This window comes from Arthrobacter sp. efr-133-R2A-120 (assembly GCF_030209835.1).
GTDB lineage: Bacteria > Actinomycetota > Actinomycetes > Actinomycetales > Micrococcaceae > Arthrobacter.
Map to the genome: position 1 here is coordinate 252,994 of NZ_JARVRF010000011.1, position 24,010 is coordinate 277,003.

Genomic DNA, 24,010 nt, shown 5'->3' on the forward strand with positions numbered 1-24,010 from the left:
AAACTCCACGAAATTTGATGACAAGGATCACATTTGGTGGAACCATGTATACCAAATCTCCTTAAGTACCACTTCTCCCAAACAAACAGAAAGGTACAGTGATGGCATCTACGCAATCACTACTGGAGCGGATGGACGGCATGCGGGTCGGCAGGCCTCATATCCAGCTCGCGTTAATCGGAGGCCTTGGGCTGCTCTTTGATGGCATGGACGGTTCACTCGTCTCCTACATCCTGCCGATCATCAAGCCGCTCTGGCATTTGGATGGCGCCCAGTCCGGACTCATCGGCAGTGCGCTGCTCATCGGCATCTTCATCGGTTCGATCGGCGCCGGAGTCCTCGGCGACCGGATCGGCCGCCGGCGCATCATGATGTACGCCCTCGCGCTCTACGCGGCGGCGACAATCGCGGCCGCATTCTCCCCGAGCTGGGAGCTCTTCTTCATTTTGCGGATCATTGCGGGCATCGGCATCGGCGCCGAATCGGCCATCATCCCGACCTTCATCGCGGAGTTCATCCCCAAGCACCGCCGCGGCTTCTTTGTCGGAGCCGTCGCCGGGTTCTTTGCCCTTGGCTACGTGAGTGCTGCCCTGATCGGCACCACGGTCGTCGCGGGACTTCCCGAAGGCTGGCGAATCGGCCAGCTCATCTCCGCCGCGCCCATCGTGATGCTGCTCTGGTGGCGGCGCGTGCTGCCCGAGTCCCCTCGGTGGCTGCTGACCCGCGGCCGTTACACCGAAGCGGAAGAAGTGGTGCTCGGCTTGGAGGAAGGACGACTCGTCCGGGCATGGCACGGGCCCCAGACCACCGCCGGAACCACGGCACCGAAAGCCCCACCCCTGTTCCAGCACGTTGATCTGTGGCGGCACGGGAACGCTCGCCGCACCGCGGTGGTCTGGCTGCTCTGGATCGCCGTCACTTTCTCCTTCTATGGGTTCTTCGTCTGGATTCCCTCGCTCCTCGTGACCAAGGGAATGACGATCACTGGCAGCTTTACCTATTCCCTCATCATCACCATCGCGCAGATCCCGGGCTACTACAGCGCCGCGTTCCTCAACGAAAGGCTCAGTCGGCGCGTCACGATCGCGCTCTATCTCCTAGGCGGAGCCGGCGCGGCGTTCCTCCTCTCCCAAGCGTCGAACGAAGGCGCCATCCTCCTCACGGGCTCACTCCTCTCGTTCTTCATGAATGGCTGCTACGCAGGCCTTTACGCCTACACACCGGAGGTCTACGGGACCAAACTGCGGGCAACCGGCATGGGCAGTGCCTCCGCGTTCGGACGGGTCGGCGGCATCACCGCACCGATCCTCATCGGTGCCGCCTTCCCGGCGCTGGGCTTCGGGGGCGTGTTCACGATGATCATGGCCGTCCTGGGCGGCGCCGCGCTGGTCGTCCTCGTCTTCGGACTCTCGACGAGCGGACGCTCTCTTGAGGAGATCGAGGGCGGGTCAGCGGATGAACCGGGGGAAGAAGTGGGGCCCGACGGCGGCAGCCCGACCTCCGTCGCGGGCGTACCCCGGACCGTGCGCACCAGTGAAGGAGGTGGCCATGGCAGTTCGCTCTGACCCTGGACGCTCCCGCGCCGCAACGATCGTCCTTCGTCGGGCGCACATCCTCGACGTCGCGAGCGGGGAGCTCAGCCCGCCGCGGACCATTGTTTCCCGGGACGGCATCATCACCGAGATCTCGGACTCGACCCGCACGGTGGCGGATGCCGTCGAAATTGACGTGGCTGGCCAGACTGTCCTCCCGGGCCTCATCGACGCCCACGCCCACGTCACGCAGGCATCGGGGGACTTCAACGAGATCCTGTCCTGGTCGCCGCAGTACCACGCGGCCCGCACAGCCCGGGTCCTGCACGAGATGCTGCTGCGTGGCTTCACCCTTGTCCGGGACATGGGCGGGGCGGACACCGGACTGGCCCGCGCCGTCGACGAGCGGCTCGTGACCGGCCCCCGCCTCAAGGCGGGTGGCCCGATCTTCGCCCCGACCGGAGGGCACGTCCTCACGAAGGTCTGCGACGGCGAAGTCGAGCTTCGCCGGGCACTGCGGGCCGAGTTTCGCGATGGTGCCGACCACGCCAAGCTCACTCTCTCGGGCGGCGTCGTGTCGAAGATGCGCCTCGAGGCACTCGGCTTTTCTGACGCGGAGGTCCTCGCCGCCGTCGATGAGGCCCGTCTCGCCCACCGGTACATCGCCGCGCACGTGTATACGGCCGAGGCCGTGGCACGCGCGCTGCGTCTCGGCGTCCGCACGATCGAACACGGCAACCTGCTCGACGACGAGTGCATCCGGCTCTTCCTTGAGCGGGACGCCTTCTACGTCCCGACGCTCGCCACCTACTGGGCGATCCTCTCCGGGGTGACGGGCCACGGGCTCGACGCCGCCAAGAGGGCGGCAGTGGAGGACATCTTCGAGCGCGGGCTCGAATCGCTCGCCAAGGCCTCGGTCGCGGGGGTCCGAATCGGGTATGGGACGGATCTCCATGGTGAGGGTCTGCCGCTGCAGCTTGAGGAGTTCCGGTTACGCGCGAGGGTACAGGAACCGCTTGAGGTGCTTCGCTCGGCCACCATCGTCGGTGCCGAGATCGTCGGGGAGGCCGGCCGCGCCGGCGTCGTGGGCGAGGGAGGGTACGCCGACCTGATTGTGGTCGACGGAGATCCCCTCTCAGACATCGGCGTCCTTGCCGACGGGCGCTCGCTTCGGCTCGCACTTGTTGACGGCGACCCTGTGCGCCCGGAGTAATCTATCGGCAGTGCCTGTATCGGGACTCCCGCCGCGACGTCCTGGGCGAATGAATCTGATTGGACCATTGTGGGACCAAGAACCGTAAGCAAAGTCGCGATCTTGCGTCTTGTTTGGGCCCTAGCCAACCTCCCATCGTGAGTGGTGGGATCCCTCCCGGCGAGGCCGACAACAGCCGGATGCTGAAGTACCGTTTCCGGGCCGGCCGCGAACTGGCTTGTGCTCGACCATCCCCGGGCGTCCGGCAGAATCCCGACCGGAAGCGATGCGGTCCGCCGCTTCTTGGGCAAAGATGGACGGTTAGCTGAGTCAGCGATCCGTTACAGCAAACTGGCTATGTTTCCGGTCCAGCTTGGCCTTGTTGTTGCTTATCGTGGGGACCGAATCCCCGAACGTGTATGCCGCCGACGAGGATCCACCAGTAGGAGTCATCCGCCTCCAGACGTCGGATGAGGGTCTGTCGCCCCAAGTCCTCGGCGGGATTGGGGAGGCCAACCAGGCTGGATCGCAACCTCCCGTACCGCCGGACGACCGGCTGCAACCACTTCAAAACAAGCAACAGGACTCCTTCGGGACAGGACATGCTTGGGAGGGGCTTCCGGAATCATGAGTATGAGGCCCCCGGAGCGGCTAATTCTCCCGACGGCCGTCCACGAGGCGCGGCACGCCGAGGGGGTTCTCCTCGCGCAGGGCCTCGGGCAGCAGATGCTGCGGGAAGCCCTGGTAAGCGACGGGCCGCAGGAAACGTTCGATCGCGGCCGTGCCCACTGAGGTGCTGCCGGCCGCCGTCGTCGCCGGGTAGGGGCCGCCGTGCTGCTGGGCATACGTGACCGAGACGCCAGTAGACCACTGGTTCCAGAGCACTCGCCCGGCCTTGCGTGCGAGGATCTCCACGAGCCCGTCCACCCGGCAGGAATCCGTTCCGTGGATTGTCGCGGTCAGTTGGCCCTCGAAGGTTTCAGCGATCAGCGGAAGCTGGGACTCGTCGTCGTACGCCACGACCACAGCAGTGGGGCCGAAGCACTCGGCCTGGAGCGCGTGCGGTTCGGCAAGCATGTCCGTGGCTGTGGTCAGCAGGAGGGTGGGGCTCGGCGGGTCCGCCAGGGGATCGGTGCCCTGGGCCAGGACGTTCAGCCGGGGGTTGGACTGCAAGCCCTGCAGCCCTTCGACGTAGCCGGACTGGATCCGATCGTTGAGGAGAGGCATGGCCGGAGGTAGGACGGCGTCGCGCAATGCATCCATCAGGCCGGAATCCGCCGGGACGAAGAGCGTGCCGGGCTTGGTGCAGAACTGTCCCGCCCCAAGCGTGAAGGAACCGACGAAGGCCTCGGCAATCTCCGGGCCGCGCTTTGCGGCCGCAGCCTCGGTGACGAAGACGGGGTTGTTGCTGCCCAGTTCGCCGAAGAAGGGGATGGGTTCCGGACGTGAGCTCGCGATGTCGAAGAGTGCGCGTCCACCCGGAATGGAACCTGTGAAGGCACCGGCCTTAATCCGGGGATCGCGCAGGGCGGCGCCTCCGGCGGCGGTTCCGGTGATGAGCGCGAAAGTGCCCTCGGGAGCGCCGGCCGCGGCAAGGGCCGAGGCGACAACCTTGGCGGTGAGCAAGGAAAGCCCGGGATGGCCGGAGTGGGCCTTGAGCAGCACGGGGCTTCCGGCAGCAAGCGCCGAGGCAGTGTCTCCACCGGCCACCGAGAACGCGAAGGGGAAGTTGCTTGCCGCGAACACGACCACCGGCCCCGACGGCGCCAGTACACGGCGAATATCCGGCCGTGGAGCGCCCATAGGCCATTCGGCGTCGGCGTGGTCGATCCGGGCGTCAAGGTAACCGCCGTCGCGCAGCAGCTCCCCGAAAAGGCGCAGTTGGAAAGTGGTGCGCTTGAGCTCACCGCGGAGGCGGACCTCGGCCAGGCGGGTCTCGCGCTGTGCCACGGGGACCAACTGGCCGGCGGCGGCGTCGAGGGCGTCGGCGACGGCGTCGAGCAGCTTCGCGCGTTCGGCAGGCCGCAAGGCGGCGAGGGGCGCCGCGGCGGACTGGGCAGCAGCCAGGAGGGATTCCAGCTCGGCGTCAGTAGTGGGCGTTACGGCGCCGGCGTTGGATTGCTTGCCGGGCGTGTTTTGGGCGACGGTGGTCATGCTCGGTCTCCTTTCGGGAGGGGTTGGACTGAAGAGTCAGTGGTCGTCAGCGTCCAGGGCGGCGAGTTCGCCGATGCCCACGGGCGCCGCGAGGGGCCGTTTGGCGATGCCGGAGAGGGACTCGGCGGTTGGCGAAACGCCCGGGCCTGCGCCAAGGCAGGCCGAGGCGAAGCCGCACACGCGGCTTTGGCACCAGCCCATTCCGGCGCGGATGAAGGACTTGAGGGTCCTGGCATCGTGGGCGCCCAGGCTTTCCCGGGCTTCCATGATCTGGCCGGCGGTGACTTCTTCGCAGCGGCATACGGTGGTTTCCGGAGAAAGCCAGTCCTGCCAAGCAGCGGGTACCGGATGCGCCCCGTGCATTGCCTCTGCGAAACGGCGATGCCGCGCAGCGGTTTTCTCCGGCACAACTGCGCCGCCCGCTGCGGCCGTGCCCGCGGCGGTGCCCTCAAGGACGGCTAATGTTGCCCCGCCGACGCCGGTGACCTCACCGGCCAGATACAGGCCCGGGACGCTGGACTCCTGCCGCTCATCGACGACTCCGACCAGCGAGCCGTCGGCGTCGATCCGGGTTTCAATGCCGAAAGACAGGGGCAGCTCCATCTGGGGCGTGAAGCCCCAGCCGAAGCCCACCACGTCCACGTCTTCGTATATGCGTTCCGTGCCGGGCCTGGCGCTGCCCTCAACATCGACCTTGGCCGTACGCACGCCGGACACGCGATCCATACCGAGGATCCGGGATCCGAGGACTTCGGTGACGATGCTGCGTGTGCGGTACGGAATCCGGTGCCGGGCGAAGACTGCCGCGTATTGCGCGCCCTCGAGTGCCTTTTCCGGCACTCCTGCGGCAGCTCGCAGATGCGGCAGCCAGGCGGTGGGGGAGGAGGACTCGAGCACGGCGAGGACCTTGCCGCCAGCCTCGGCGATATTCGCAGCGACCGGGAGCAGGAAAGGGCCGGTCCCTGCGATCACGAAGCGCTTCCCGGGCAGAATTCCGTTGGCCTTGATGAAGGCCTGGATGCCGCCGGCGGCCATCACGCCGGGGAGATCCCAGCCGGGAACCGGAAGCTGGCGGTCGTACCCGCCGGGGCAGAGGACAAGGCGGCGCGCGACGATGGCTTGGGCACCGACGCCCGCCCCTGAAGCAGCCACCGCGACGGTGGGCGTCGTGCGCAAGGTGAAGCCGGCGTCGTCCGCTTGAGTTGGCTGGTTTTGCTGTGCCATCCAGACCTGGAGGCCGGGAAGGTAGGTGATCAGCCCTTGGTGGCGGGCGGCGTCGAACCTCGCGCGGAGGTCAAGGTAGCTCTTCCACCCGTGGTGTCCACGGCCATCGGGCTCCGGAACCACGGTTTCGGGCCGGTGCCGCCAGAACTGGCCGCCCGGCTGGGCGCCCGCGTCCACGAGCACGACGGCGGCTCCGGTTTCGGCGGCCGAAACGGCCGCGGCAAGCCCGGCTGGGCCCGCGCCTAAGACCGCGACATCTGTGCTGACGATGGGTTTCATGCTCGGCCTCCGGGTTCTTCCGAGGGAACCTCCGGGCATGAGCCTTCAATTTCCATGCCCTCGCGAACCTCAACGAGGCACGCGCGCTGGTTGGCGGCGCCGTCGACCGTCAACAGGCAGTCGAAACACACGCCGATGCCGCAGAACAGCCCCCGCGGCCTCTCCCCTTTGCGTGTGGCGCGCCAGGCCGTGATGCTTTGGGCGGTCAAAGCGGCGCCGACACTCTGGCCCGGAGCTACTTCGAGTGGGCGCCCATCAAAGCTCACGCGGACGACGGCGGCGCTTGGGGTCGCCTCTGCCGTGCCTCGTGTCGGGGTACTCATGCGCTGGCCTCCTCGCGGGGTTCCGCGGACTGGTGTTCTGCGGACTGGGGTGAAGCGGGGTGATGTGAACTGGAGTGACGCGCCGGCTCGCCGGTAGAGAGTTCGCCGAAGCGGGCCGGAGCGAAGGGTGAAAGGTCGAGGTCCGGGGCTTGGCCAACCAGTGCCTGGGCCAGGAGCTTGCCGGTGCCTGCGGACAGGCCGATTCCGGCGCCTTCGTGGCCAGCAGCATGCCAAAGCCCAGGGGCGCGCTCGTCGTGCCCGATCACGGGCAGGTGGTCTGGGCAGTACGGGCGGAAGCCGTGATAGTGCCGGATAGCTTTGACATGCTCCAAGAAGGGGAACAGCGCGGTAGCGTTGCGGGCCAGCAGGCTCAATGCGTTGGTGCTCACGGTGCGGTCGAAGCCCACCCGCTCACGCGTTGAGCCAATCAGAATGGTGCCGCTGGGAGTGCCCTCAACCACGGGCGAGGCCTGCAGGCCGCCGTCGGAGCTGCCTACATTGTCGATGTACTCCGCGGCGTAGACCTTGTGGTGGACCATGGGCGGGAGCGGCTCAGTGACCACGACGAAGCCGCGACGGGGGAGCACCGGCACGCTGACACCGGCTAACGCGGCGAGCTCGCCCGCCCAGGTGCCCGTACAGTTCACCACTGCGTCTGCGGAGAAGTCTCCGCGAGGAGTCTTGACGCCGGTGACGCGGTTGCTGCTACGCAGGAAGCCGGTCACGGGAGTGTCCGCCAGGAATCGTGCTCCGGCCTCGGTTGCAAGCCGGACAAGGTGGGCCGCGACGAGCATTGGCTGGACTTGGCAGTCCTCGGAATAGCTTGCGCCGCCCAGGGCCTCGTGGGAAATATGCGGTTCGGCTTCCCGCAACGCATCTTGGTCCAACTCCTCAACCGCTACGCCGTAACCGGTCTGCACGGCCATGACGCGGTTCAAAGAAGCGAGGCTGCTCTCGCGCGAGGCCACGATGATTCCGCCCTTGGATTCAAACTCCCAGAGCCTCTTGTGATCGCCAAGGTCTCCGTGCCAGACTCCCAGGGAGTAGCGCGTGAGCTCGAGTTCGGGACCGAGTTCCTTGTCCGAGACGAGGATGTTCCCCTCGCACGCGGATGATGTGCCGCTGGCAGGCAGGCCCTTGTCGATGACCGTGACCGAGAGGCCCTGCCGCGCGGCGAAGTAGGCGGTGGCCGCCCCGATGACCCCGGCACCGATGACGAGGACGTCGCTGCCTTGGTTCATGTCTGTTGCTCCTCGGGTGGTGCCTCGTTCTCGCCGGTGGCCCAGAGGCCCCGGGCGTGGCCGATGTGGCGGCGCATGAATTCCTGTGCGGCGGCCCCTTCGCCGGCTTCGATGAGGTCAAGCAGTTCATGGTGTTCCTGGGCCGAGTCGGCCAGGCGGTTGCTCTCGCTCAAAGTCTTGAGTCCGTACATGCGGGTTCGCGTGCGCAAGCTGGTGGCGAGTTCAACGAGCTGGTTGTTGCCGGAATAACGCAGCAACTCGGCGTGGAAATCTCGGTCGGCGGCGAGGTAACCGGCCAGGTCTCCCTCGCGCGCCGACTCGACGATGTTCTCAGCCAGTGAGCGCAGTACGGCTATGCCAGACGGCGGGACCGTTCCGGCGACGTCCGCCATGACCGGCGGCTCAATCATCAATCGGATCTGGGTGATTTCGTCGAGTTCACGATCGCTCATGCTGGTGACGCGGAAGCCCTTGTTCTTTACTGTTTCGACCAGGCCTTCGCGCGTGAGGTCCATCATCGCCTCGCGCACTGGAGTGGCCGAGACGCCGAAGGCCGCGCCGAGAGCCGGCGCCGAATACATGGTGCCTTCCTCGAGGGTGCCGGCGATGATTGCCGCGCGAAGCGATTCGGTGACGGACTCGCGGAGGCTTCGCTGGCGGCCCAGGGGCGCGATGGGAAGCTTGTTGTTGGCTGGCACGGTGGGCACTCCTTGTGCAGGTGTCATGGTCTAGTGCCTCCTTCATACACCAAGGCCGCCGTCACGAGATCCTCCCATGCCATGCCCACGCCCGCATACAGGCAGGGCCGGCCTGGAGTCCGCTCGAACTCGCCTTTGACCAGCTCCCGCAGGTTGGCCGGACGGATCGTCTTCCATTCCTCGACGCTTCGGGCCGGAATAAGGTCTCCGGCTTCTCGCCACGCCGAGGCCCGCCCCTCCACCACGACGTCGCTGCGCAGCACGAGGGATGTATCCACCTCACGTGCGTCCAGCCCGTGCTGGCCCACCGCGGCGACGACGGTACCTGGAGCCACCAGACCGCCGTCGAACACCGGAGTAAGCGACGATGTCGTGCAAAGCACCACATCGGCACCGGATACCCCTGCCGCGCTCGCCGGACGGACCTCGATTCCCTCGGACGCAAGCTTCTCGACGAGAACCTTCACGCGCTCGGGGCGCTGGCCGACGACGGCGAAGCTCGCCTCCGGGAACACGGCGCTCGCCGCCCGGAGGTGATTGAGTGCCTGGATCCCCGCGCCGAAAACGAGCACGCGCGGCTTCTCCGGGGCGCCCCCGGGGGCCGTGGCGAGAATATGCTTCGCGGCGAGGAGGGTGGTGGCAGGGGTGCGGATGGCTGTTAGCTCGTTGCCATCCATCACGGCGATGGGAGCCAGGGTGTCCGAGTCAATCAGCATGTAGATGCCTTGGATCTTCTCAAGCCCCCGCGCCGGGTTTCCAGGGGCAACAGTGAGGGCCTTGACCCCGCTGTAGTGTTGGCCCATTGCGGGCATGAGCAGGAACTCCCCGCCCGGAGCGGGACTGAAGATCCTGGGGCTGTCCTCCTCCGGGTCCACGCCATTCAGGAGCGCCCGCTCGAGGGCGGCGATCGCCGTCGTCCACGGTGCCGCCTCCCGCACCGCCGCAGCGTCAAAGTAAGGGAGGGTCACAGCAGGAACCCTTCCGGGAAGGGATCGGTGGGATCGAGGAAGTACTGGGCCGTTCCGGTCAGCCAAGCCCGTCCAGTCACGGTGGGGACCACCGCGGAGCGCCCTGCTACCTGGGTCTCTTCCACCAGCCGACCGATGAAGCGCGAACCAATATAGGACTCGTTGATGAAGTCTGTGTCCAAGGCGAGTTCGCCGCGCGCGTGCAGCTGCGCCATCCGCGCGCTGGTGCCGGTGCCGCAAGGGGAGCGGTCGAACCAGCCGGGGTAGATGGCCATGGCATGACGGGAATGCTCAGCCGTGGAACCGGGGGCCTTGAGGTAGACGTGGTGGCAACCGCGGATGTCCTCGCGCTCAGGGTGGACAGGCTCGTCGTGGGCATTGATGGCGTCCATGATGGCGAGACCGGCCTTGAGGAGATTGTCTTTTCGGGCGCGCTCGAAAGGCAATCCGAGGCTGTCCAGGTCCACGATCGCGTAGAAGTTGCCGCCAAAAGCCAGATCGTAAGCAATGGTGCCGTAGCCAGGGACGTCAACCGCCGCATCGAGGCGGTCCACGAAGGAAGGCACGTTGCGGATGGTCACGGACTCGGCATGCCCGTCCTTCACCGCCACCTCGGCGACCACCAGGCCGGCCGGGGTGTCGAGCCGGACGGTGGTGACCGGCTCGACTACCTCGACCATTCCAGTTTCCACCAGCACTGTTGCGACGCCGATGGTGCCGTGGCCGCACATTGGCAGGAGCCCGGAGACCTCGATGAAAAGGACGCCGAAGTCCGCATCCGCTCGCGTCGGAGGCTGAAGGATTGCCCCGCTCATGGACGCGTGGCCTCGCGGCTCGGTCATGAGGAGGGTGCGGATCCAATCGCTGTTCTCCATGAACCACAGCCGGCGCTCGGCCATCGTGGCGCCGGGAATCGTACCGATGCCACCCGTAATGACGCGCGTGGGCATGCCCTCGGTGTGTGAGTCCACGGCGTGGAATATGCGGTTGGTTCTCATCGAGTGCTCCTTCTGGTTGGTCTAGGTTCCCGTGGCTGCTTCGCCGGGCAACGGCCCCTGTGCGTCTCCTGCCAAACGCTCGCTCACGTTTGGCAGGTTTTGCGGGGACGCTCGCTCACGTTTGTTGCTTATTTGTAGCCCTTGGCGAGGGCTGCTTCGGTGTCGCGGATGACGGCGTCGCGCACTGCGGGGGCGAGCGGTCCCCGGGGTGGGCGGCAGACGCCTCCGCGGAGTCCAACGATATCCATGGACAGTTTGATGGACTGGACGAACTCTGTCTTGCTGTCCCAACGCAGCAGGGAATGCAGGTCGCGATAGATCTCGCGGGCGCGACCCAGGTCGGACAGGTCGCCTGAGGTTGAGAGCCGGTACAGCTCCAATGTGGATTCCGGAATCGCGTTGGGGTAGCCCGCCACCCAGCCGACCGCACCGGCCAGGCCCATCTCGACGACGGTGTCGTCGGTGCCGATGAGAAGGTCCACTTCTGGGGCGAGTTCCTTGATTTCGTAGGCGCGGCGCACGTCACCGGTGAATTCCTTGACGCCGACAATGAGGCCTTCGCCGTGGAGACGGGCAATGAGCTGCGGAGTCAGGTCCACTTTGGTGTCTATGGGGTTGTTGTAGGCCACAATCGGCAGCCCGACGGCGGCGGCGCGGCGGTAGTGGTCCACCACCTCGTCGTCGTTGGCGCGGTAGGCATTCGGAGGCAGCAACATGAGCGCCTTGGCGCCGGCTTCGGCGGCCTGCTCGGCCCACCTCTGCGTCTGCAGCCCGCCGTATGCGCCGATGCCGGACATCACGGTGAAGCCCTCGGGTGCGGCCTCGACCGCAGTCGTGATGACGCGGGCACGCTCTTCGTCGCTCAGCGTTTGGTACTCGCCCAATGATCCGTTGGGGGCTACGCCGTCGCAGCCTGCGTTGGCCAGGAAGCGGACATGCTCAGCGTAGGCGTCGTAGTCGATGCCGAGATCGTCCTTGAACGGCAGTGCCGTTGCGACGAGTACGCCGTGCCAGGGCTTGCGGGTTTCAGTCATGGTTGGTCCTTTCGGTGGGGCACACGCGGCGCCGTCATTGTGCTGCCGTGAGATACCTCACAGCCTAATCTACCATGTGACATTGCACAGGTGGTCCAAATGGGTGCCGGGCCTAAACCCGGCACCCGGGTTTGCTGAGTTGCGTCAGCTGGAAGGAGCTAGCTCGCGGGAACGACGTATTGCTTCTCGGCGACCTTTCCGAGGCCTTCGGACAGGCCGGCGTCGGTCAGTAGCTTGGTGATGGTGCCGTCCGCGCGCTGTGCGGTGATGCCGGCGTTGAGTGCGTCCTGCAGGCTCTTGTTGCCCTTGGTCATGGGGAATGCAGCCTCGGGTGCGTGGGCGATTGCCCCGACGCGTGTGTCCGGCTTCTCGTTCGCGAGGGCGACCTTGACGCCGGCGGCGCCCTTGAACTGAAGCACCTGCACGCCGTAAGCGTCAACGTCGGCGTCCAGGCGGCCGGCGTCGAAATCCGCCTTGAGTTCGACGCTGCTGGGGTAGGTGACAAGCTTGTCGCCCAGGATCTTCTTGAGGTCCTCGACCCAGAGGTATCCGTCGATCGTGCCGACCTTGTTCATCTTCTCTAGGTCCGAGACGGTCGTGGCTCCCGACTTGGAAACGATGCCCATGCCGTCGAGGTAGGTGGATGCGGAGAAGTCGACGGCCTTGAGGCGTTTCTCGGTTGCGTCGATGGTGCCCACTGCGAGGTCGATATTGCCGCCGGAAATGGATTGCACGGCATCTGCGTAAGTGGCCTGCTGGTAGGCGGGTTCAAGGCACTCGTCCTTGGCTATCTTGCTGACAATCGCGATGTCGATGCCATTGGGCTTGCCGCTGTTGTAGCTGCTGAACGGCGGGATGTCGATGACACCGACCGTCAGCTTCCCCGGTGCGACGGTCTGGATGCCCTGGTGCTTTGGCGTGCACGAAGCCGTGCTTGCGCCCGAGGAACCGCCGCAGGCGGTTAGGCCGAGGCTGAGGGCGATCGCGCTGGCAGTCAGGATGCCGGCGCCTTTGAGGCGGTGGGTATTCATGAGTCCTCCTGTTGGTGTTGGGGGTGCTGCAGGATGTCGGTGGAGCGTTAGTTGCGGGGGATTATCACGCGTGGCGGGCCATGCGCTTCTCAAAGAAGACGGTGATCCACGTGGCCGGCATGGAGATGGCGGCGTAGCAGAGGCCCGCGAGGGTAAAGATCTGGAGGTAGTTGAAGTCTTGGCTGCCGATGTTGTACGCGGACTTCATGAGTTCCGGGACCGCGATCGCGTACGCCAGAGACGTACCTTGGAACATCTGGATCGCGACGCCCATCAGCCCGGGGATTGCCGAGCGCATCCCTTGCGGCATGATGACCCGGAAGAAAGTGTCACGCTGCGACAATCCAAGGGCGTTGGAAGCCTCAAGCTGTCCACGGGCCACCGACTGGAGGCCTGCCCGCATGATCTCGCTTGAGTACGCCGCCGAGTTCCATGTCAGGGCGAGGCAAGCTGCAGTGATGCTTTCGAACGCGATCCCGAATTTCGGCAAGCCGTAGTAGAAGAGGTAGAGGATCACCAGGGCCGGCGCGCCTCGGCCGATTTCGACGACGGCGAGTCCCAAGGTTCGGACGGCGAGGTTCTTGGCGGTCACCATAAGGCTGAGTGCCAGTCCCAATGGATAGCCGAAGAAGATCGAGATGCCGGCGATCAGGAGACTGGCGCCGAGGCCCGACATCATTTGCGGGAGGTAGCCCGCCCATTCCGTTAGCCAGGTCATGCGTAGACGGCCTTCCTCATGCGGGAATCGAGTCGGCGGGACAAGTAGGCGACCGGCAGGCTCAGCACGATATAGAGAATGCCCACGATGATGTAGGGCAGGATCCCTTCCACGCTGGGGTGCTGCCGGGCGAAGGCCTGGGACTGAAAGACCATTTCAGTGACGATGATCGTCGAGGCGATCGAGGAGTCCTTCAGCAGGCCCGTCAGGTAAGTCGCGATCGAGGGGGATACGATTCGGAAGGCCTGGGGGACCATCACGCGGTAGAAGGTGGTCCCGCGGGTCAAGCCGAGGGCATTCGCTGCCTCGCCCTGGCCGCGTGGCACGCCCTGTAACCCGCCTCGGTAGATCTCGGCAAGGTAGGCAATGGAGACGACGCCGAGGCCAACCACCGCTGCGGCCACCGGGTTGAACTTGAAAGTGCCGATCTGGATGCCGAACTTGAGCAGGAACAGCCACACGATGATCGGCACGCCGCGGACGAGGTCCACGAAGAGCCGCGTCGCCAGGCGAACCAGAATGTTCGACGACGACAAGCCCACCGCGAGTGGAACGGCGCCGACGATGCCAATCGCGAACGCAGACAGCGTCAGCATGATCGTCATGGGAAGCCCCTGAAGGACCGCGGAAAGTGCGTCTATGTCAGCGCTCCAGCACTGCGCGCAGGAAGCGTCGGGTGCGGGCCTCCTGCGGATCGCTCATGATGGCCCGGGGATCACCCTGCTCGATGATTTTGCAATCGGCCATGACCACGAGCGTGTCGGAGACGTCGCGGGCGAACTGCATCTCGTGGGTCACCACGATCATCGTCATGCCATCGGCGGCGAGCTCGCGCATGACGGCCAGGACTTCGAGCCCCACCTCCGGATCGAGCGCCGACGTCGGTTCATCGAAGAGCATGATGCCCGGATCCAAGGCCAGGGCGCGGGCAATGGCGATGCGCTGCTGCTGGCCGCCGGAGCATCGCCCCGGGTGCTGCGAGGCCTTCTCTTTGAGGCCCACGCGCTCAAGCAACTGCATCGAGCGCTCGTCGGCTTCTTCCTTGCTGCGTCCGAGGACCTTCTGCTGCGGGAAGCTGATGTTCTTCAGCGCGGACATGTGCGGGAAGAGATTGAATGACTGGAACACCATGCCCACCGTGCGCCGAAGTGCCGCGAGATCCCGGCTGCTGACGTCCTTGCCCGGCTCGATGGTGTGCTGGGCCACCTGAATGGTGCCGGAATCGGGCCGCTCCAGGAGGTTGATACACCGCAAGAAGGTGCTCTTGCCTGCGCCAGAAGGGCCGATAAGGGCAGTGACAGTCCCCGGCTGGACGTGCAGGGAAACATCATCAAGGACGACGTGGTCGCCATAGTGCTTCGAAATGTTGTCTAGCTTGATGCCGAAACGGGGAGCGATCCTGCCGTCCGCAATTTCTGAAAGGGGCATAGTGATCTTCCATGTGGTGAGCAAGTGAAACATCGACGATGTGGTCCATGTCACGTGATATGTGCAATGGTACATGACACTGCGGAATAAAAGGAAGGGCTGTTTTTGGCGCCTTCGACGGATTCTCCGGAGACCCGTCTGGCCCGAACCCGCCGCCACGCGGGAGTCCGCGCAGGACCACATCAACACGCAAGTCAGCAGAGGATGACGCCGCGCCCTCCCGGGGCAATGACGCCGATGACTGCGACCCGTACCTCAGGCACCTGTTTCTCGAAGAAATCAAGGACGACGCCGGCGTGCGAAGGAATTCTGTGGTCTGGAACGAGCTCCGGGCCTGCTCCGAACCTGAATTGGCGGAACCACTGTCCAGGACAACAGCGGAATGGAACCGCGCAATCGCCCAGGCCATCGCGGCCGCCGCGGAAGGCGCCGCCATTAGCAGCAGTTATCGTATCCGCATGTCCGCGGCTCGGACATACGCCGGGATCGTTCGAATCTTCACGCTGGTGGAGGGGGTCACGAATATCGACGAACGCGACGCATGCGACCTGTCGATCTGGTCCACGTTCGCCACACGTTTACCCCACGGAGACGATGGAAAACGCTGATATGTCACGGACCGTATGTCGCACGGAAAGCGGCTGGATTCCGCGGATTTTCAAGCCAACACTAGCCGCTGACAACCAACAAAATGTGCCGTCCCCTGGGAAGAGGTCAGGAGTTCGAATCTCTTTAGTTCCACAGTGAAGGCCCCCCGACCTGCGGAAACGCTGGGTTGGAGGGCCTTCGTCTTGCTTTTTTGGGGCTAGCCCGAGGTTCGAGACTAAAACCGACGGCAGTCGCCTTTGAACGTTGCTTTGGCGACGCTGATCGGCTTAGCCTCGGCCCTTGTTCCCGTTGCCGCCTTGTTGGTGTGAATCGGACCGTGGCCGCTGGAGCGTGAAGGATTCGAAGGATGCGAGCTGTCCTTGGGGACCGGTTACGTTGTAGTACGTGACCTCCATCTTCGTTGTCCCTCCGGGTTCGGTGCCGGGGTCGACGCTGAAGGCCGCGAAACCATAGGAGTTCGCGGCATCGCGCTTTGCCGACCACGGAGCGTCTTCCTGGACGTAGACCGGTGGCCGCTTATTTGTTGTGGGGTCGGGTACGCCAACGCTCGTGATGACACGGCATGAGGGAGGGTTGTAGAACAACTGGTTCGATGGCACGGACGTTCCGCCCCCGCCCAGGACCATGTGCACCGTCCCTTTGGTGGTATCGATGACGTCGGTGTGCGTGTCCGCCGGAATCGGAGTCAGCGTTGCGTTGGCTTGTTGGCCGTGGATCGGGTGGGAGCGTTCGTAGTGGTGCTCGTGCCCGCAGACAACCAGATCCACGCCGTACTTGTCGAACAGCGGCACCCATTCCTGCCGGATGCCCAGGTCGGCTCCGTTGAAGGATCCTGCCGTGCTGATGACAACCTGGTGCATGCAGACGACCACCCAGTCGATGTCCCTATCCGACCTTGCCGCGCTGAGTTCATTTTCGAGCCAGGTTTTCTGGGCGCCCTTCGAGTAGCCCCTGACGTAGCTGTTGCCGCCGTCCTGGTAGCAGACATCGTCGTTGGCGAGGCTGATGACCCGTACTGAACCTGCGGTGAAGGAGTACCAGAGGCCGCGGGTGAGGTCGGTCTGCCCCGGCTGCGGCGGGACGGAGAAGTACGTCTGGTAGGCGGCATACCCGATCGGACCGTTGCCCAGTTCGTTCTCGTGGTTTCCTGCGGCGGGCATCCAAGGCCGGTGACGGGCGCTGCGTGAGTTGTTGTCCCAGAAGTCGGTCCAGGTCCGCACCCGGTTCTCCGAGATATTGGCGTAGCAGAGATCGCCATTGAACAGGTGGAACAGAGGCTGGACGCGTTCGACGCCGGCCGGCATGTCACCGGCAGCAGGGGAACCGAGGTTGTCGTTGACCCATTGCTGCGTTCCTGACCCGGAGCTGGACTTCTTTCCGAGCGTGGGGGTGCCTTGATCGCCGAAGCTTGTGAAGGTGAATTCTCCGCGTCCGCGCGGACCCGTACGGAAAGAACCAAACTCTGGCTGCGCGCCGTCGTGAATGGCTGCATACACATAGTCATGGGATGGATCGAGCTCGGTGAGTTTCGCGTGATAGGCATATACCTTCTGGCCGGATTTGGCGTCGACGTAGCTGGTTTCTACCGCGTCCTGGCTCCGTCCGTAACTTCCGTCGGTTTCGCCGAGCATCGCCCGGGCCTGCTTTACGGGCTGCAAGGTGTGCCACGACACCACAACTTCGCTGGATGCATCGGTACCGAACTGCAGATGCAGTCCGTTCACCACCGGGGTGGTCAGCGGGTCGCCGACGGCAGAGGGCAACATCGCCTTGTTGTCAGCAGCTGACGCCGGGGTTGCGCCTGCCAAAACGGCGACGGCGCTGGCGGCTCCGGCAGCCGTGAAGAAGCCGCGGCGCGAGAGTCCAGTTCTAAAGAGTTCCTTGTCATCAGTCATGGATTCAGCTTGGTGCGGCGCCGAGGCGAGACAGTGAAAACTGTCCAAGCGGCGAGTCACCGACAAATTAATTCTTGGTTACCCCGTTCACCCACCGGCGGTCAAGACACAGGACGGGCGCCGCCGCGAGATCAGTGAGGGCCTGGATTTCGTGATGAGGCATGACGCGGAGCTGCTCAAGCGCCTTGAGGATGCATGAGTTCGTACCTCGAGATCGAGGATGCCCTGCAGGTGATAGAGCGGTACGGTTTCCACATCCGTGACGTCGAGCTGCTCGCCTCGACTTTGGCGCGCCCGGCAACGACGGTCATGGGCACTGACGCCTATCCTCACTTGCCATGAATGCGGCAGCGCTGCTGCTCGAGTCCGTGGCGAGGTTTCATTCGCTCATCGACGGCAACAAACGCACCGCCTGGACGCTCATGGTCCTGCTGTTGTGGATCAATGGCTACCGGCACGACTTCAACCCCGACGAGGGTTTCGACCTGGTATTGGGCGTGGCCGCCGGCGACATCGATTGCAGCGCAACGCCGTTCTGATCGAGAAACATCTGATTCGACGGTAGATGCTGCGAAGCCGTTTCCGAGACTACGCGTCCGACATCATCTTTTGACCAGGCGTGGCTGGCCCTTCGGGTCCTAGGATCAGCTGGCCCCCTTCCATGGGGACGGGGCTGTTGTGCCGTGGCTATAGTCGAAGGATGAAGCAGCGAGTATTGGGCAAGACGGGGCGGTCCGTCTCCGTTGTGGGGCTGGGCACATGGCAGCTCGGTGCCGACTGGGGCAACGTGGATCCGAAGGAAGCCAACGCCATCCTGGAAGCCGCAGTGGATTCGGGGGTGACCTTCTTCGATACCGCCGACGTCTACGGCGACGGGCGGAGCGAGCAAACCATCGGGAAGTACCTCGCAGCGAACCCCGGACTGGACATAACCGTCGCTACCAAAATCGGGCGGCGCCTGGAACAGATACCGGAGAACTACACACTGGCCAACTTCCGGCAGTGGGTTGACCGTTCCCGGCGGAACCTCCGGACGGAGTGCCTGGACCTGGTGCAGCTGCACTGCCCGCCGACCCCGGTTTATAGCCGCCCGGAAGTCTACGATGCGCTGGAGACGCTCGTCGGTGAAGGCGCAATCAAGGACTACGGCGTCAGCGTTGAGCGGACCGATGAAGCACTCGAAGCCATCAAACACGGCACGGTCACCGTCCAGATCATTCTGAACGCGTTCAGACACAAACCCTTGGACGAGGTCCTGCCGGCGGCGAAGAATGCCGGAGTCGGCATCATCGCCAGGGTCCCTCTGGCCTCCGGCCTGCTCTCGGGCAAGTATTCCAAGGACACAGTCTTTGCCGAAAATGACCACCGGAAATACAACCGGAACGGCGCAGTATTCGACGTCGGAGAGACCTTCTCCGGAGTTGACTTTGAACAAGGCCTCAAAGCGGTGGAAGAATTCAAAAAGCTTGTCCCCACCGGAGCAACGACAGCCCAAGCGGCCATCGCCTGGATCGCGGCACAAGGCGGGGTCAGCACCGTCATACCAGGTGCCCGAAGCCCCGAACAAGCCCGCTCCAACGCTGCCTCCATCCAAATACTGGACCACCTGGGCCCCGACTTCGAGAACAGCGTGAGGGAAATCTACGACGCGTACTTCCGCGAGATGATCCATTCACGCTGGTAGCCCCGGAAAGCCATGTCCTTTCGGTCCACCCCGAAGGGCCACCCCCGAAGGGCCGTGACCGTCGACGCCGGTTCTCAACCGATCGCTATCCCTGCCGCATTCGGCCGGCTATTCGTTCAACCGCTACTCCGCATGTACTGGCAGTTAGGGACGGCGATAGGGTTGGTGCATGAGCGCACCGGATACTACACACGACTGGCGGCCCCTGTGGGCACGGCTCAACGAGGGCGAGGAAACATTTCCCGTCGGCGTCCTGATGACCGCGCCGCCGGGCGAGGTCAACAGCGCGCCACCGCTCGAGTCCGAGTACGGCGTGTTCGAGGCACCCTTGGAGGATTACGACGTCGTGGAGCTGACCCGCTTCGACCGCCCCTTGGCGCGGGGCCGGGTGGTGTTCGGCGATGGTTTCGCTGTGGTGGGCCCGGTGCGCCCAGTGGACGGCGACGCGGTGGCGCTCGATCACGAGGCCGTGGTTCTGGCCCGCCTGGCGGAGGAAGCCTTCGTCGAAGGCGCGGATGTCGTCTATGCGCCTGTCGACGCCGGGGCGGCGGAACGGTACGAGGCCCTCGGCTGGACTCGGGCGGGCGAACTGGCCCCCTAGGAGCAATGCCGCTTGCTCAGAGCTCGCTTGTGCCAAATTTTCGGCATGGCGCGTAGCGGCTGAATTGACTGCAGTGGCGCAAAAATGAGGGTGCCACAATGTGCACACACCCGGGGTTGCACTGGGCTGTACTGGGCATATTTTCTGTAGTTTCGTGTGTTTTCAGCGGTCGGAAGACGGAGCCGTCCGAAGAGATGACGGATCCGTCTTCCGCTGGTGGTAAAGCGGTCCAGGAATGCCTGCACCGGTCGCAGCGCTAGTGCCCGGCGAGTCGTGGGTGCCTTGGTTCACGCTGTCCCGGGCCTGAGCATAGGGATCTGACATGCCAGCGGCGAACGCTTCCAGTGAGGTCTAGCAGCTGGAAGCGGTTAGGCATCGATCACCAAGTCGGTTCGTGCCGTGGAGCAGCAGGGCAGGAACTTGCCCGCATCGATTTCGCGTGCCCGGATCCCGCCCTGGTGGTTCATCTCGACCTCCCCGGAAAGCTTGACGACCTTGCAGGAGCCGCACATGCCTTCCTTGCAGTTGGCGCCGATCCTGACGCCCGCGCGCTGGGCCGCCCCGAGGATGTGTTCGGTGGGGTCGATCCGCACATTGATGCCAGTGCGCATGAAGGACAGGGTGAGGCTTCCCGTTCCCACCGTGTCGAAGCTCGAGGCATCCGGTGCGTCGACCTCCGGCGCCGTCCCGGAGCCGTCTTCGGGAGCTTCGGAACCGGGTCCGTCGGGGTCGGCGGTTTCCAGCGGCAGGCCCGTGGCCTGCAGGGTTCCATCGGCGTCGTAGCCTGGCTCGTAGAGCCCGAACGCGGTGGGCTGGCTTTCGTAGTAGTCCTCGGCGGAATCGGCGATTTCTTCGGCGATTTCCTCCGCAATGTCCACTGCAAACGCGAGCTCCGCCTGGTATTCAAGGAGCGTCTGGCGATCTCCCGAGAAGAATTCCATATAGATGGAGGTGTCGTCGACGCCGACCTTCTTGAGGAGCTCGGTCGCGGTGTTCAGGTAACCCTCGGGGCCGCAGGCATAGACCTGGCGGCCGTTGGCGTCGGGGGCCACCTCGTCGAGCATGACCGCCGTCAGCCTTCCGGTGAGCCCTTCCCATCCCTCGGGTTTGCTGCGGTCGCCCAGGGAGTAGAAGACCTTGACGCGCGAATCCACGGAGGCGATGTAGGCCAGCTCCTGGTGGAAGGCAAAGCCTCCGGCCTCCGCTCCGTGATAGAGCACCACAACATCGGCCTGTCCGGGCAGTGAGTGGATGGTCCGCACCATGGACATGATGGGGGTGATGCCTGCGCCGGCGGCCAGCAAGAGATACCGCGCCCGCCGGTCGGCATCCGGCAAGTGGAATGCGCCGACCGGTCCGAGCATCTCGAGCACAGTGCCGGGTTTGACGTTCTCGTGCACCCACGGTGAGACGAGTCCCGCGGGGTCGCGTTTGACGCTGATGCTGAAGGTCCAAGGCTGAGTGGGGGAACTGGACAGCGAGTAGCTGCGGTCCACCGGATCCTGGTCCTCGCCGTTCACCGGAAAAGCGATATTTACATACTGGCCCGCACGGAACGCCAGGGGCGCACCGTCGCAGCGGCGGAACACGAAGGTCATCAAGCCGCCCGCCTCGGGAACGGTCTCGACACATTCGGCCATGAACTCCTGTGGATGCCAGGGGCCCAGCGCACGGGCAGCACGGGCGGGTGCCTCGGTGCTGCCCATGACCCTGTTCCACGGCATCTCAAGACCGCGAATGCGCTGTGGTTCCTGGATGGCCGTCTCAGTGAGGAGTTCAATCATGCCAAGTGCTCCTGCACGCGCTGCACGTACCAGTTGATGAACGCCTCCACCTGGTACTCGCTCTTCATGTACGGGCCGGGCTCATAGGCCGGGCTGCCGGCACCCTGCTGGCACAACTCCACGAACGCCTTGTCCTGCAGGTTTGTCTGCTTCCAGGTGTAGGTGAGCTTCTCAAGGTCGTAGTCGACTCCTTCCTCGGCATCGTCGGCCACCAGCCAGGTGGTGCGTACCAGGGTCTGGTGTTCGTTGATGGGGAAGACGCCGAACGTGATGACGTGGTCGCTCTGGAAGTGGAACCAGCTGTTGGGCTGCAGGTGCATCGAGCAGCGACCAAGGCGGAAGTCCGGCAAGTCCCCGAGCAGCTTCTTGGAGAGCCTGCGCCCGTCGGCCGAGAACGATTCGCCCTCTCCGTCGAGCGATTCACGTGAGATACGGATTCCCGCGATGCGCGTGTCGAGCTCCTCGACCACCTCGTAGGGAAGGCCATAGCGGCGGCAACGCTCCTCGAGCGAAGACTGGGCTTCCTTGTTGCGGTCCCATACTTCTTCGAGATGGGCCGGGATCAGGCCCTCCGTCAGGCCCCAGGTGGGAAAGAGGGAACAGGCAAGCTCGGGGTGTCCGTCGCAGTGGTAGCACTCACGGTTGTTCTCCATGACGAGCTTCCAGTTGCCCTCCTCGATGATGTTCTGCTGGTAGGCGACTTTCGTCTTCGACAGATCGTGGGGCGCGAGGTATGGCTCGAAGATCTTCGAGGTTTCGTCGAAGTCGGATGGCGGTTCGTCGGCAATGCAGACGAAGATGAGTCCGGCGACCATGCGGCTGTGGGCGCGCTTGAGGCCGAAGCAGCCCTTGTCGAACTTGGTTTCCCCCGGCGCCGAGGCATGGATCAAATTACCTTCGGGAGAGTAGGTCCAGGAGTGATAGCCGCACACCAGGTTTCCCGTTGACCCTGCGGGTTCGGTCAGGACGCGGGCGCCGCGGTGGCGGCACACGTTGTGCAGGACGTTCACGCCGCCGTCGTCGTTGCGCAGCACGATCAGGGAGTAGGGCCCGTAGTCGACGGTGACGTAGTCGCCCGGCTCCGGCAGTTCGGCGATGCTGGCGGCATAGATCCAGTGCTGGCCAAAAATGGCCTCCATGTCGATCTTGAAAATCGTCGGATCGGTGTAGAAGGGGGCATTGAGCGAATACCCCACGCGCCGCAACTCGAACAACTCGGTGATTTCCGCCAGCTGCTCGGCAGGCAATGATGAAGCGAGTTTTCGGCGTGCATTGAGGGGCGCGTTCACTGGAGCAGACATGTGTTTCCTCCCGGGAGGGCTGGGTAAGGGGCGATCCATCGAGACCTGGGTTGGTGGGTGCAATCGCCGTTGTCTAACGTTTTATTCATGAGATTAGGGCCGATCGATCTGCAACAAAAGCGCAAGATTTAGTAGATAACAGTGCACAATGGTTGCATGATCGATCCACGGCTCATAACACTTCGGGTGTTTGCCCGGTGCGGGACCATTGGCGCAACCGCGGAGCTCACCGGCTATTCTCCTTCCGCCGTCTCAGCTCAACTGCGGGAGCTCCAGCGCGTGCTTGGAATGCAGCTGCTGACGAAGGACGGCCGGGGTGTGCGCCTGACCGCCACGGGCCGTTTTCTCGTGGCGGGCTCGGACACGCTCATGGCCGAATGGGAGAGCCTGCGCGCTGCGGCCATGCAGGCCGGCGACCAGATGCCCTCCCGATTTGGCCTCGGCGGATTCTCCACCGCGGCCGCCCAGTTGCTCGCGCCTCTGGCCGCCACTCTGCGCTCAACCCACCCGTTGCTGGAGGTGCAGGTACTCGAGGCCAACCCGGCCCGCTGCTTCGACTTGTTGGTTGCCGAGCGAATCGACCTCGCCGTCATTGTCGCCATGCAGTCCGACACCTATGTTGAGGACGATCAGCGTTTCGAGCAGACCGTTCTGCTCGACGATCCCCTGGACGTGATCATTCCCGCCAACCATCCGTTGGCATCGCGGGAAAAAGTGACGCTCGAAGAGCTGGCGTCGGAACCCTGGATCACCGAGGCTGCCGGATCCACCTACCATTCCCTGTTCACGGCGGCGTTCACGGCAGTCGGGGTGACGCCGCGGATTGCCCATGAGGCCGTGGAATGGGAAACCCAGATCGCCTTCGTTGGAGCGGGGCTGGGCGTGGGCCTGCTGCCGCGATTGGCGCCCCTGCATAGTGCCGAAAACGTGGTTCGACTGCGCATTACCGGCAAGGGGAAGCCCTCGCGGCGCATTGTCGCTGCGGTGCGCAGTGGCAGCATTGCATCGCCCTTGATCCAGGAGTCGCTCGGCATCCTGCGGGCCAGCGCCAATCGGATCCTCACCGCCCGACCCGAAGACGACCCCTGAAATCCGTTGTTTTGTACCCGGATAGCACCATTGCTATCCTCCGATGGCGCTCATGCTGCGGTCCGGTTGGATGAAGTCGGGTGCGCCGAGGCCGGTGTGGTCCATGCCGTGGGCTTTGGGTTTGATCCACATGGCGTCTTGCCAGCGTTGGGCGAGTTCCTCGTCGTCCGCTCCGGAGCGAAGGAGTCCCAACAGGTCGAATTCCTGGCGGGAGAACAGGCAGCTCA

The 24,010-nt window shown here is 64.4% G+C and carries 23 protein-coding genes and 1 pseudogene; 8 read left to right on the forward strand and 16 right to left on the reverse strand.

Annotated elements, in window-relative coordinates:
• Positions 1-101 precede the first annotated feature (101 nt).
• Both QRN52_RS07920 and QRN52_RS07925 read left to right on the forward strand, forming a co-directional pair.
• Positions 102-1,565 (forward strand): MFS transporter, encoded by a 1,464-nt coding sequence (locus QRN52_RS07920; RefSeq protein WP_284752179.1) that lies wholly within the window; start codon positions 102-104, stop codon positions 1,563-1,565.
• On the forward strand, positions 1,549-2,745 hold the full coding sequence (locus QRN52_RS07925) for a metal-dependent hydrolase family protein (protein ID WP_284752180.1): 1,197 nt from the start codon (positions 1,549-1,551) through the stop codon (positions 2,743-2,745). The genes QRN52_RS07920 and QRN52_RS07925 overlap by 17 nt, the downstream gene beginning before the upstream one ends.
• Positions 2,746-3,375: 630 nt before the next feature.
• Here QRN52_RS07925 and QRN52_RS07930 read toward each other — a convergent pair.
• From QRN52_RS07930 to QRN52_RS07985, 12 genes are all read right to left on the reverse strand, one after another.
• A complete protein-coding gene (locus tag QRN52_RS07930; RefSeq protein WP_284752181.1) occupies positions 3,376-4,878 on the reverse strand; it encodes an aldehyde dehydrogenase (NADP(+)) in 1,503 nt (500 codons plus the stop codon).
• 36 nt (positions 4,879-4,914) lie between these two features.
• Positions 4,915-6,381, reverse strand: a complete 1,467-nt coding sequence (locus QRN52_RS07935) for an FAD-dependent oxidoreductase (protein ID WP_284752182.1) — start codon at positions 6,379-6,381, stop codon at positions 4,915-4,917.
• Positions 6,378-6,704 carry a (2Fe-2S)-binding protein gene (locus QRN52_RS07940; protein ID WP_284752183.1) on the reverse strand — a complete coding sequence of 109 codons (327 nt, stop codon included), beginning with the start codon at positions 6,702-6,704 and terminating at the stop codon, positions 6,378-6,380. The genes QRN52_RS07935 and QRN52_RS07940 overlap by 4 nt, the downstream gene beginning before the upstream one ends.
• Positions 6,701-7,945 carry an NAD(P)/FAD-dependent oxidoreductase gene (locus tag QRN52_RS07945; RefSeq protein ID WP_284752184.1) on the reverse strand — a complete coding sequence of 415 codons (1,245 nt, stop codon included), beginning with the start codon at positions 7,943-7,945 and terminating at the stop codon, positions 6,701-6,703. The genes QRN52_RS07940 and QRN52_RS07945 overlap by 4 nt, the downstream gene beginning before the upstream one ends.
• Positions 7,942-8,670, reverse strand: coding sequence for a GntR family transcriptional regulator (locus tag QRN52_RS07950; protein ID WP_284752185.1), 729 nt, complete (start codon positions 8,668-8,670; stop codon positions 7,942-7,944). The genes QRN52_RS07945 and QRN52_RS07950 overlap by 4 nt, the downstream gene beginning before the upstream one ends.
• Positions 8,667-9,611: an ornithine cyclodeaminase family protein gene (locus tag QRN52_RS07955; RefSeq protein WP_284752186.1), complete on the reverse strand. Its 945-nt coding sequence runs from the start codon at positions 9,609-9,611 to the stop codon at positions 8,667-8,669. The genes QRN52_RS07950 and QRN52_RS07955 overlap by 4 nt, the downstream gene beginning before the upstream one ends.
• Complete coding sequence (locus QRN52_RS07960) at positions 9,608-10,609, reverse strand: proline racemase family protein (protein ID WP_284752187.1); 1,002 nt, start codon at positions 10,607-10,609, stop codon at positions 9,608-9,610. Before QRN52_RS07960 ends, QRN52_RS07955 begins: the two co-directional genes overlap by 4 nt.
• Before the next feature lie 128 nt (positions 10,610-10,737).
• Complete coding sequence (locus tag QRN52_RS07965; protein WP_284752188.1) at positions 10,738-11,643, reverse strand: dihydrodipicolinate synthase family protein; 906 nt, start codon at positions 11,641-11,643, stop codon at positions 10,738-10,740.
• 158 nt (positions 11,644-11,801) lie between these two features.
• Positions 11,802-12,674, reverse strand: a complete 873-nt coding sequence (locus QRN52_RS07970) for a substrate-binding periplasmic protein (protein ID WP_284752189.1) — start codon at positions 12,672-12,674, stop codon at positions 11,802-11,804.
• 64 nt (positions 12,675-12,738) lie between these two features.
• Positions 12,739-13,392, reverse strand: a complete 654-nt coding sequence (locus QRN52_RS07975) for an amino acid ABC transporter permease (protein WP_284752190.1) — start codon at positions 13,390-13,392, stop codon at positions 12,739-12,741.
• Positions 13,389-14,087 carry an amino acid ABC transporter permease gene (locus tag QRN52_RS07980; protein WP_350225136.1) on the reverse strand — a complete coding sequence of 233 codons (699 nt, stop codon included), beginning with the start codon at positions 14,085-14,087 and terminating at the stop codon, positions 13,389-13,391. Before QRN52_RS07980 ends, QRN52_RS07975 begins: the two co-directional genes overlap by 4 nt.
• Entirely contained in the window at positions 14,035-14,820 is a 786-nt protein-coding gene (locus QRN52_RS07985; RefSeq protein ID WP_284752191.1) for an amino acid ABC transporter ATP-binding protein, read from the reverse strand. The genes QRN52_RS07980 and QRN52_RS07985 overlap by 53 nt, the downstream gene beginning before the upstream one ends.
• A 296-nt stretch (positions 14,821-15,116) precedes the next feature.
• Here QRN52_RS07985 and QRN52_RS07990 point away from each other — a divergent pair, with 296 nt between their 5' ends.
• On the forward strand, positions 15,117-15,428 hold the full coding sequence (locus tag QRN52_RS07990) for a hypothetical protein (RefSeq protein ID WP_284752192.1): 312 nt from the start codon (positions 15,117-15,119) through the stop codon (positions 15,426-15,428).
• A 267-nt stretch (positions 15,429-15,695) separates the two neighbouring features.
• On the opposite strand, the gene QRN52_RS07995 is transcribed toward QRN52_RS07990, so the two are convergent.
• Positions 15,696-17,324 (reverse strand): fibronectin type III domain-containing protein, encoded by a 1,629-nt coding sequence (locus QRN52_RS07995; protein ID WP_284752193.1) that lies wholly within the window; start codon positions 17,322-17,324, stop codon positions 15,696-15,698.
• 195 nt (positions 17,325-17,519) lie between these two features.
• Here QRN52_RS07995 and QRN52_RS08000 point away from each other — a divergent pair, with 195 nt between their 5' ends.
• The 4 genes from QRN52_RS08000 (at position 17,520) to QRN52_RS08015 (ending at position 19,609) form a co-directional block, all read left to right on the forward strand.
• Positions 17,520-17,666: a hypothetical protein gene (locus QRN52_RS08000; RefSeq protein ID WP_284752194.1), complete on the forward strand. Its 147-nt coding sequence runs from the start codon at positions 17,520-17,522 to the stop codon at positions 17,664-17,666.
• Positions 17,663-17,863, forward strand: coding sequence for a type II toxin-antitoxin system death-on-curing family toxin (locus tag QRN52_RS08005; RefSeq protein ID WP_284752195.1), 201 nt, complete (start codon positions 17,663-17,665; stop codon positions 17,861-17,863). The genes QRN52_RS08000 and QRN52_RS08005 overlap by 4 nt, the downstream gene beginning before the upstream one ends.
• 161 nt (positions 17,864-18,024) lie before the next feature.
• Complete coding sequence (locus tag QRN52_RS08010; RefSeq protein ID WP_284752196.1) at positions 18,025-19,008, forward strand: aldo/keto reductase; 984 nt, start codon at positions 18,025-18,027, stop codon at positions 19,006-19,008.
• Positions 19,009-19,177: 169 nt separating this feature from the next.
• Positions 19,178-19,609 carry a hypothetical protein gene (locus tag QRN52_RS08015; protein ID WP_284752197.1) on the forward strand — a complete coding sequence of 144 codons (432 nt, stop codon included), beginning with the start codon at positions 19,178-19,180 and terminating at the stop codon, positions 19,607-19,609.
• A gap of 368 nt (positions 19,610-19,977) precedes the next feature.
• Here QRN52_RS08015 and QRN52_RS08020 read toward each other — a convergent pair whose 3' ends face one another.
• Positions 19,978-21,393: a ferredoxin reductase gene (locus QRN52_RS08020; RefSeq protein ID WP_284752198.1), complete on the reverse strand. Its 1,416-nt coding sequence runs from the start codon at positions 21,391-21,393 to the stop codon at positions 19,978-19,980.
• On the reverse strand, positions 21,390-22,694 hold the full coding sequence (locus QRN52_RS08025; RefSeq protein WP_284752199.1) for an aromatic ring-hydroxylating oxygenase subunit alpha: 1,305 nt from the start codon (positions 22,692-22,694) through the stop codon (positions 21,390-21,392). The genes QRN52_RS08020 and QRN52_RS08025 overlap by 4 nt, the downstream gene beginning before the upstream one ends.
• Positions 22,695-22,850: 156 nt before the next feature.
• Here QRN52_RS08025 and QRN52_RS08030 point away from each other — a divergent pair, with 156 nt between their 5' ends.
• Positions 22,851-23,783: a LysR family transcriptional regulator gene (locus tag QRN52_RS08030; RefSeq protein WP_284752200.1), complete on the forward strand. Its 933-nt coding sequence runs from the start codon at positions 22,851-22,853 to the stop codon at positions 23,781-23,783.
• Positions 23,784-23,816: 33 nt separating this feature from the next.
• Here QRN52_RS08030 and QRN52_RS08035 read toward each other — a convergent pair.
• Positions 23,817-24,010 (reverse strand): annotated as a pseudogene (locus QRN52_RS08035) (GTP 3',8-cyclase MoaA); the annotation flags it as partial.

Coding starts and splice junctions, on each gene's coding strand:
- QRN52_RS07960 (WP_284752187.1), bottom strand. CDS start 10,609: ATGAGAACCAACCGCATATTCCACGCCGTGGACTCACACACCGAGGGC.
- QRN52_RS08025 (WP_284752199.1), bottom strand. CDS start 22,694: ATGTCTGCTCCAGTGAACGCGCCCCTCAATGCACGCCGAAAACTCGCT.
- QRN52_RS08030 (WP_284752200.1), top strand. CDS start 22,851: ATGATCGATCCACGGCTCATAACACTTCGGGTGTTTGCCCGGTGCGGG.
- QRN52_RS08010 (WP_284752196.1), top strand. CDS start 18,025: ATGAAGCAGCGAGTATTGGGCAAGACGGGGCGGTCCGTCTCCGTTGTG.
- QRN52_RS07950 (WP_284752185.1), bottom strand. CDS start 8,670: ATGACACCTGCACAAGGAGTGCCCACCGTGCCAGCCAACAACAAGCTT.
- QRN52_RS08000 (WP_284752194.1), top strand. CDS start 17,520: ATGAGTTCGTACCTCGAGATCGAGGATGCCCTGCAGGTGATAGAGCGG.
- QRN52_RS07920 (WP_284752179.1), top strand. CDS start 102: ATGGCATCTACGCAATCACTACTGGAGCGGATGGACGGCATGCGGGTC.
- QRN52_RS07995 (WP_284752193.1), bottom strand. CDS start 17,324: ATGACTGATGACAAGGAACTCTTTAGAACTGGACTCTCGCGCCGCGGC.
- QRN52_RS07965 (WP_284752188.1), bottom strand. CDS start 11,643: ATGACTGAAACCCGCAAGCCCTGGCACGGCGTACTCGTCGCAACGGCA.
- QRN52_RS07975 (WP_284752190.1), bottom strand. CDS start 13,392: ATGACCTGGCTAACGGAATGGGCGGGCTACCTCCCGCAAATGATGTCG.
- QRN52_RS08015 (WP_284752197.1), top strand. CDS start 19,178: ATGAGCGCACCGGATACTACACACGACTGGCGGCCCCTGTGGGCACGG.
- QRN52_RS08020 (WP_284752198.1), bottom strand. CDS start 21,393: ATGATTGAACTCCTCACTGAGACGGCCATCCAGGAACCACAGCGCATT.
- QRN52_RS07970 (WP_284752189.1), bottom strand. CDS start 12,674: ATGAATACCCACCGCCTCAAAGGCGCCGGCATCCTGACTGCCAGCGCG.
- QRN52_RS07925 (WP_284752180.1), top strand. CDS start 1,549: ATGGCAGTTCGCTCTGACCCTGGACGCTCCCGCGCCGCAACGATCGTC.
- QRN52_RS08005 (WP_284752195.1), top strand. CDS start 17,663: ATGAATGCGGCAGCGCTGCTGCTCGAGTCCGTGGCGAGGTTTCATTCG.
- QRN52_RS07985 (WP_284752191.1), bottom strand. CDS start 14,820: ATGCCCCTTTCAGAAATTGCGGACGGCAGGATCGCTCCCCGTTTCGGC.
- QRN52_RS07935 (WP_284752182.1), bottom strand. CDS start 6,381: ATGAAACCCATCGTCAGCACAGATGTCGCGGTCTTAGGCGCGGGCCCA.
- QRN52_RS07930 (WP_284752181.1), bottom strand. CDS start 4,878: ATGACCACCGTCGCCCAAAACACGCCCGGCAAGCAATCCAACGCCGGC.
- QRN52_RS07940 (WP_284752183.1), bottom strand. CDS start 6,704: ATGAGTACCCCGACACGAGGCACGGCAGAGGCGACCCCAAGCGCCGCC.
- QRN52_RS07945 (WP_284752184.1), bottom strand. CDS start 7,945: ATGAACCAAGGCAGCGACGTCCTCGTCATCGGTGCCGGGGTCATCGGG.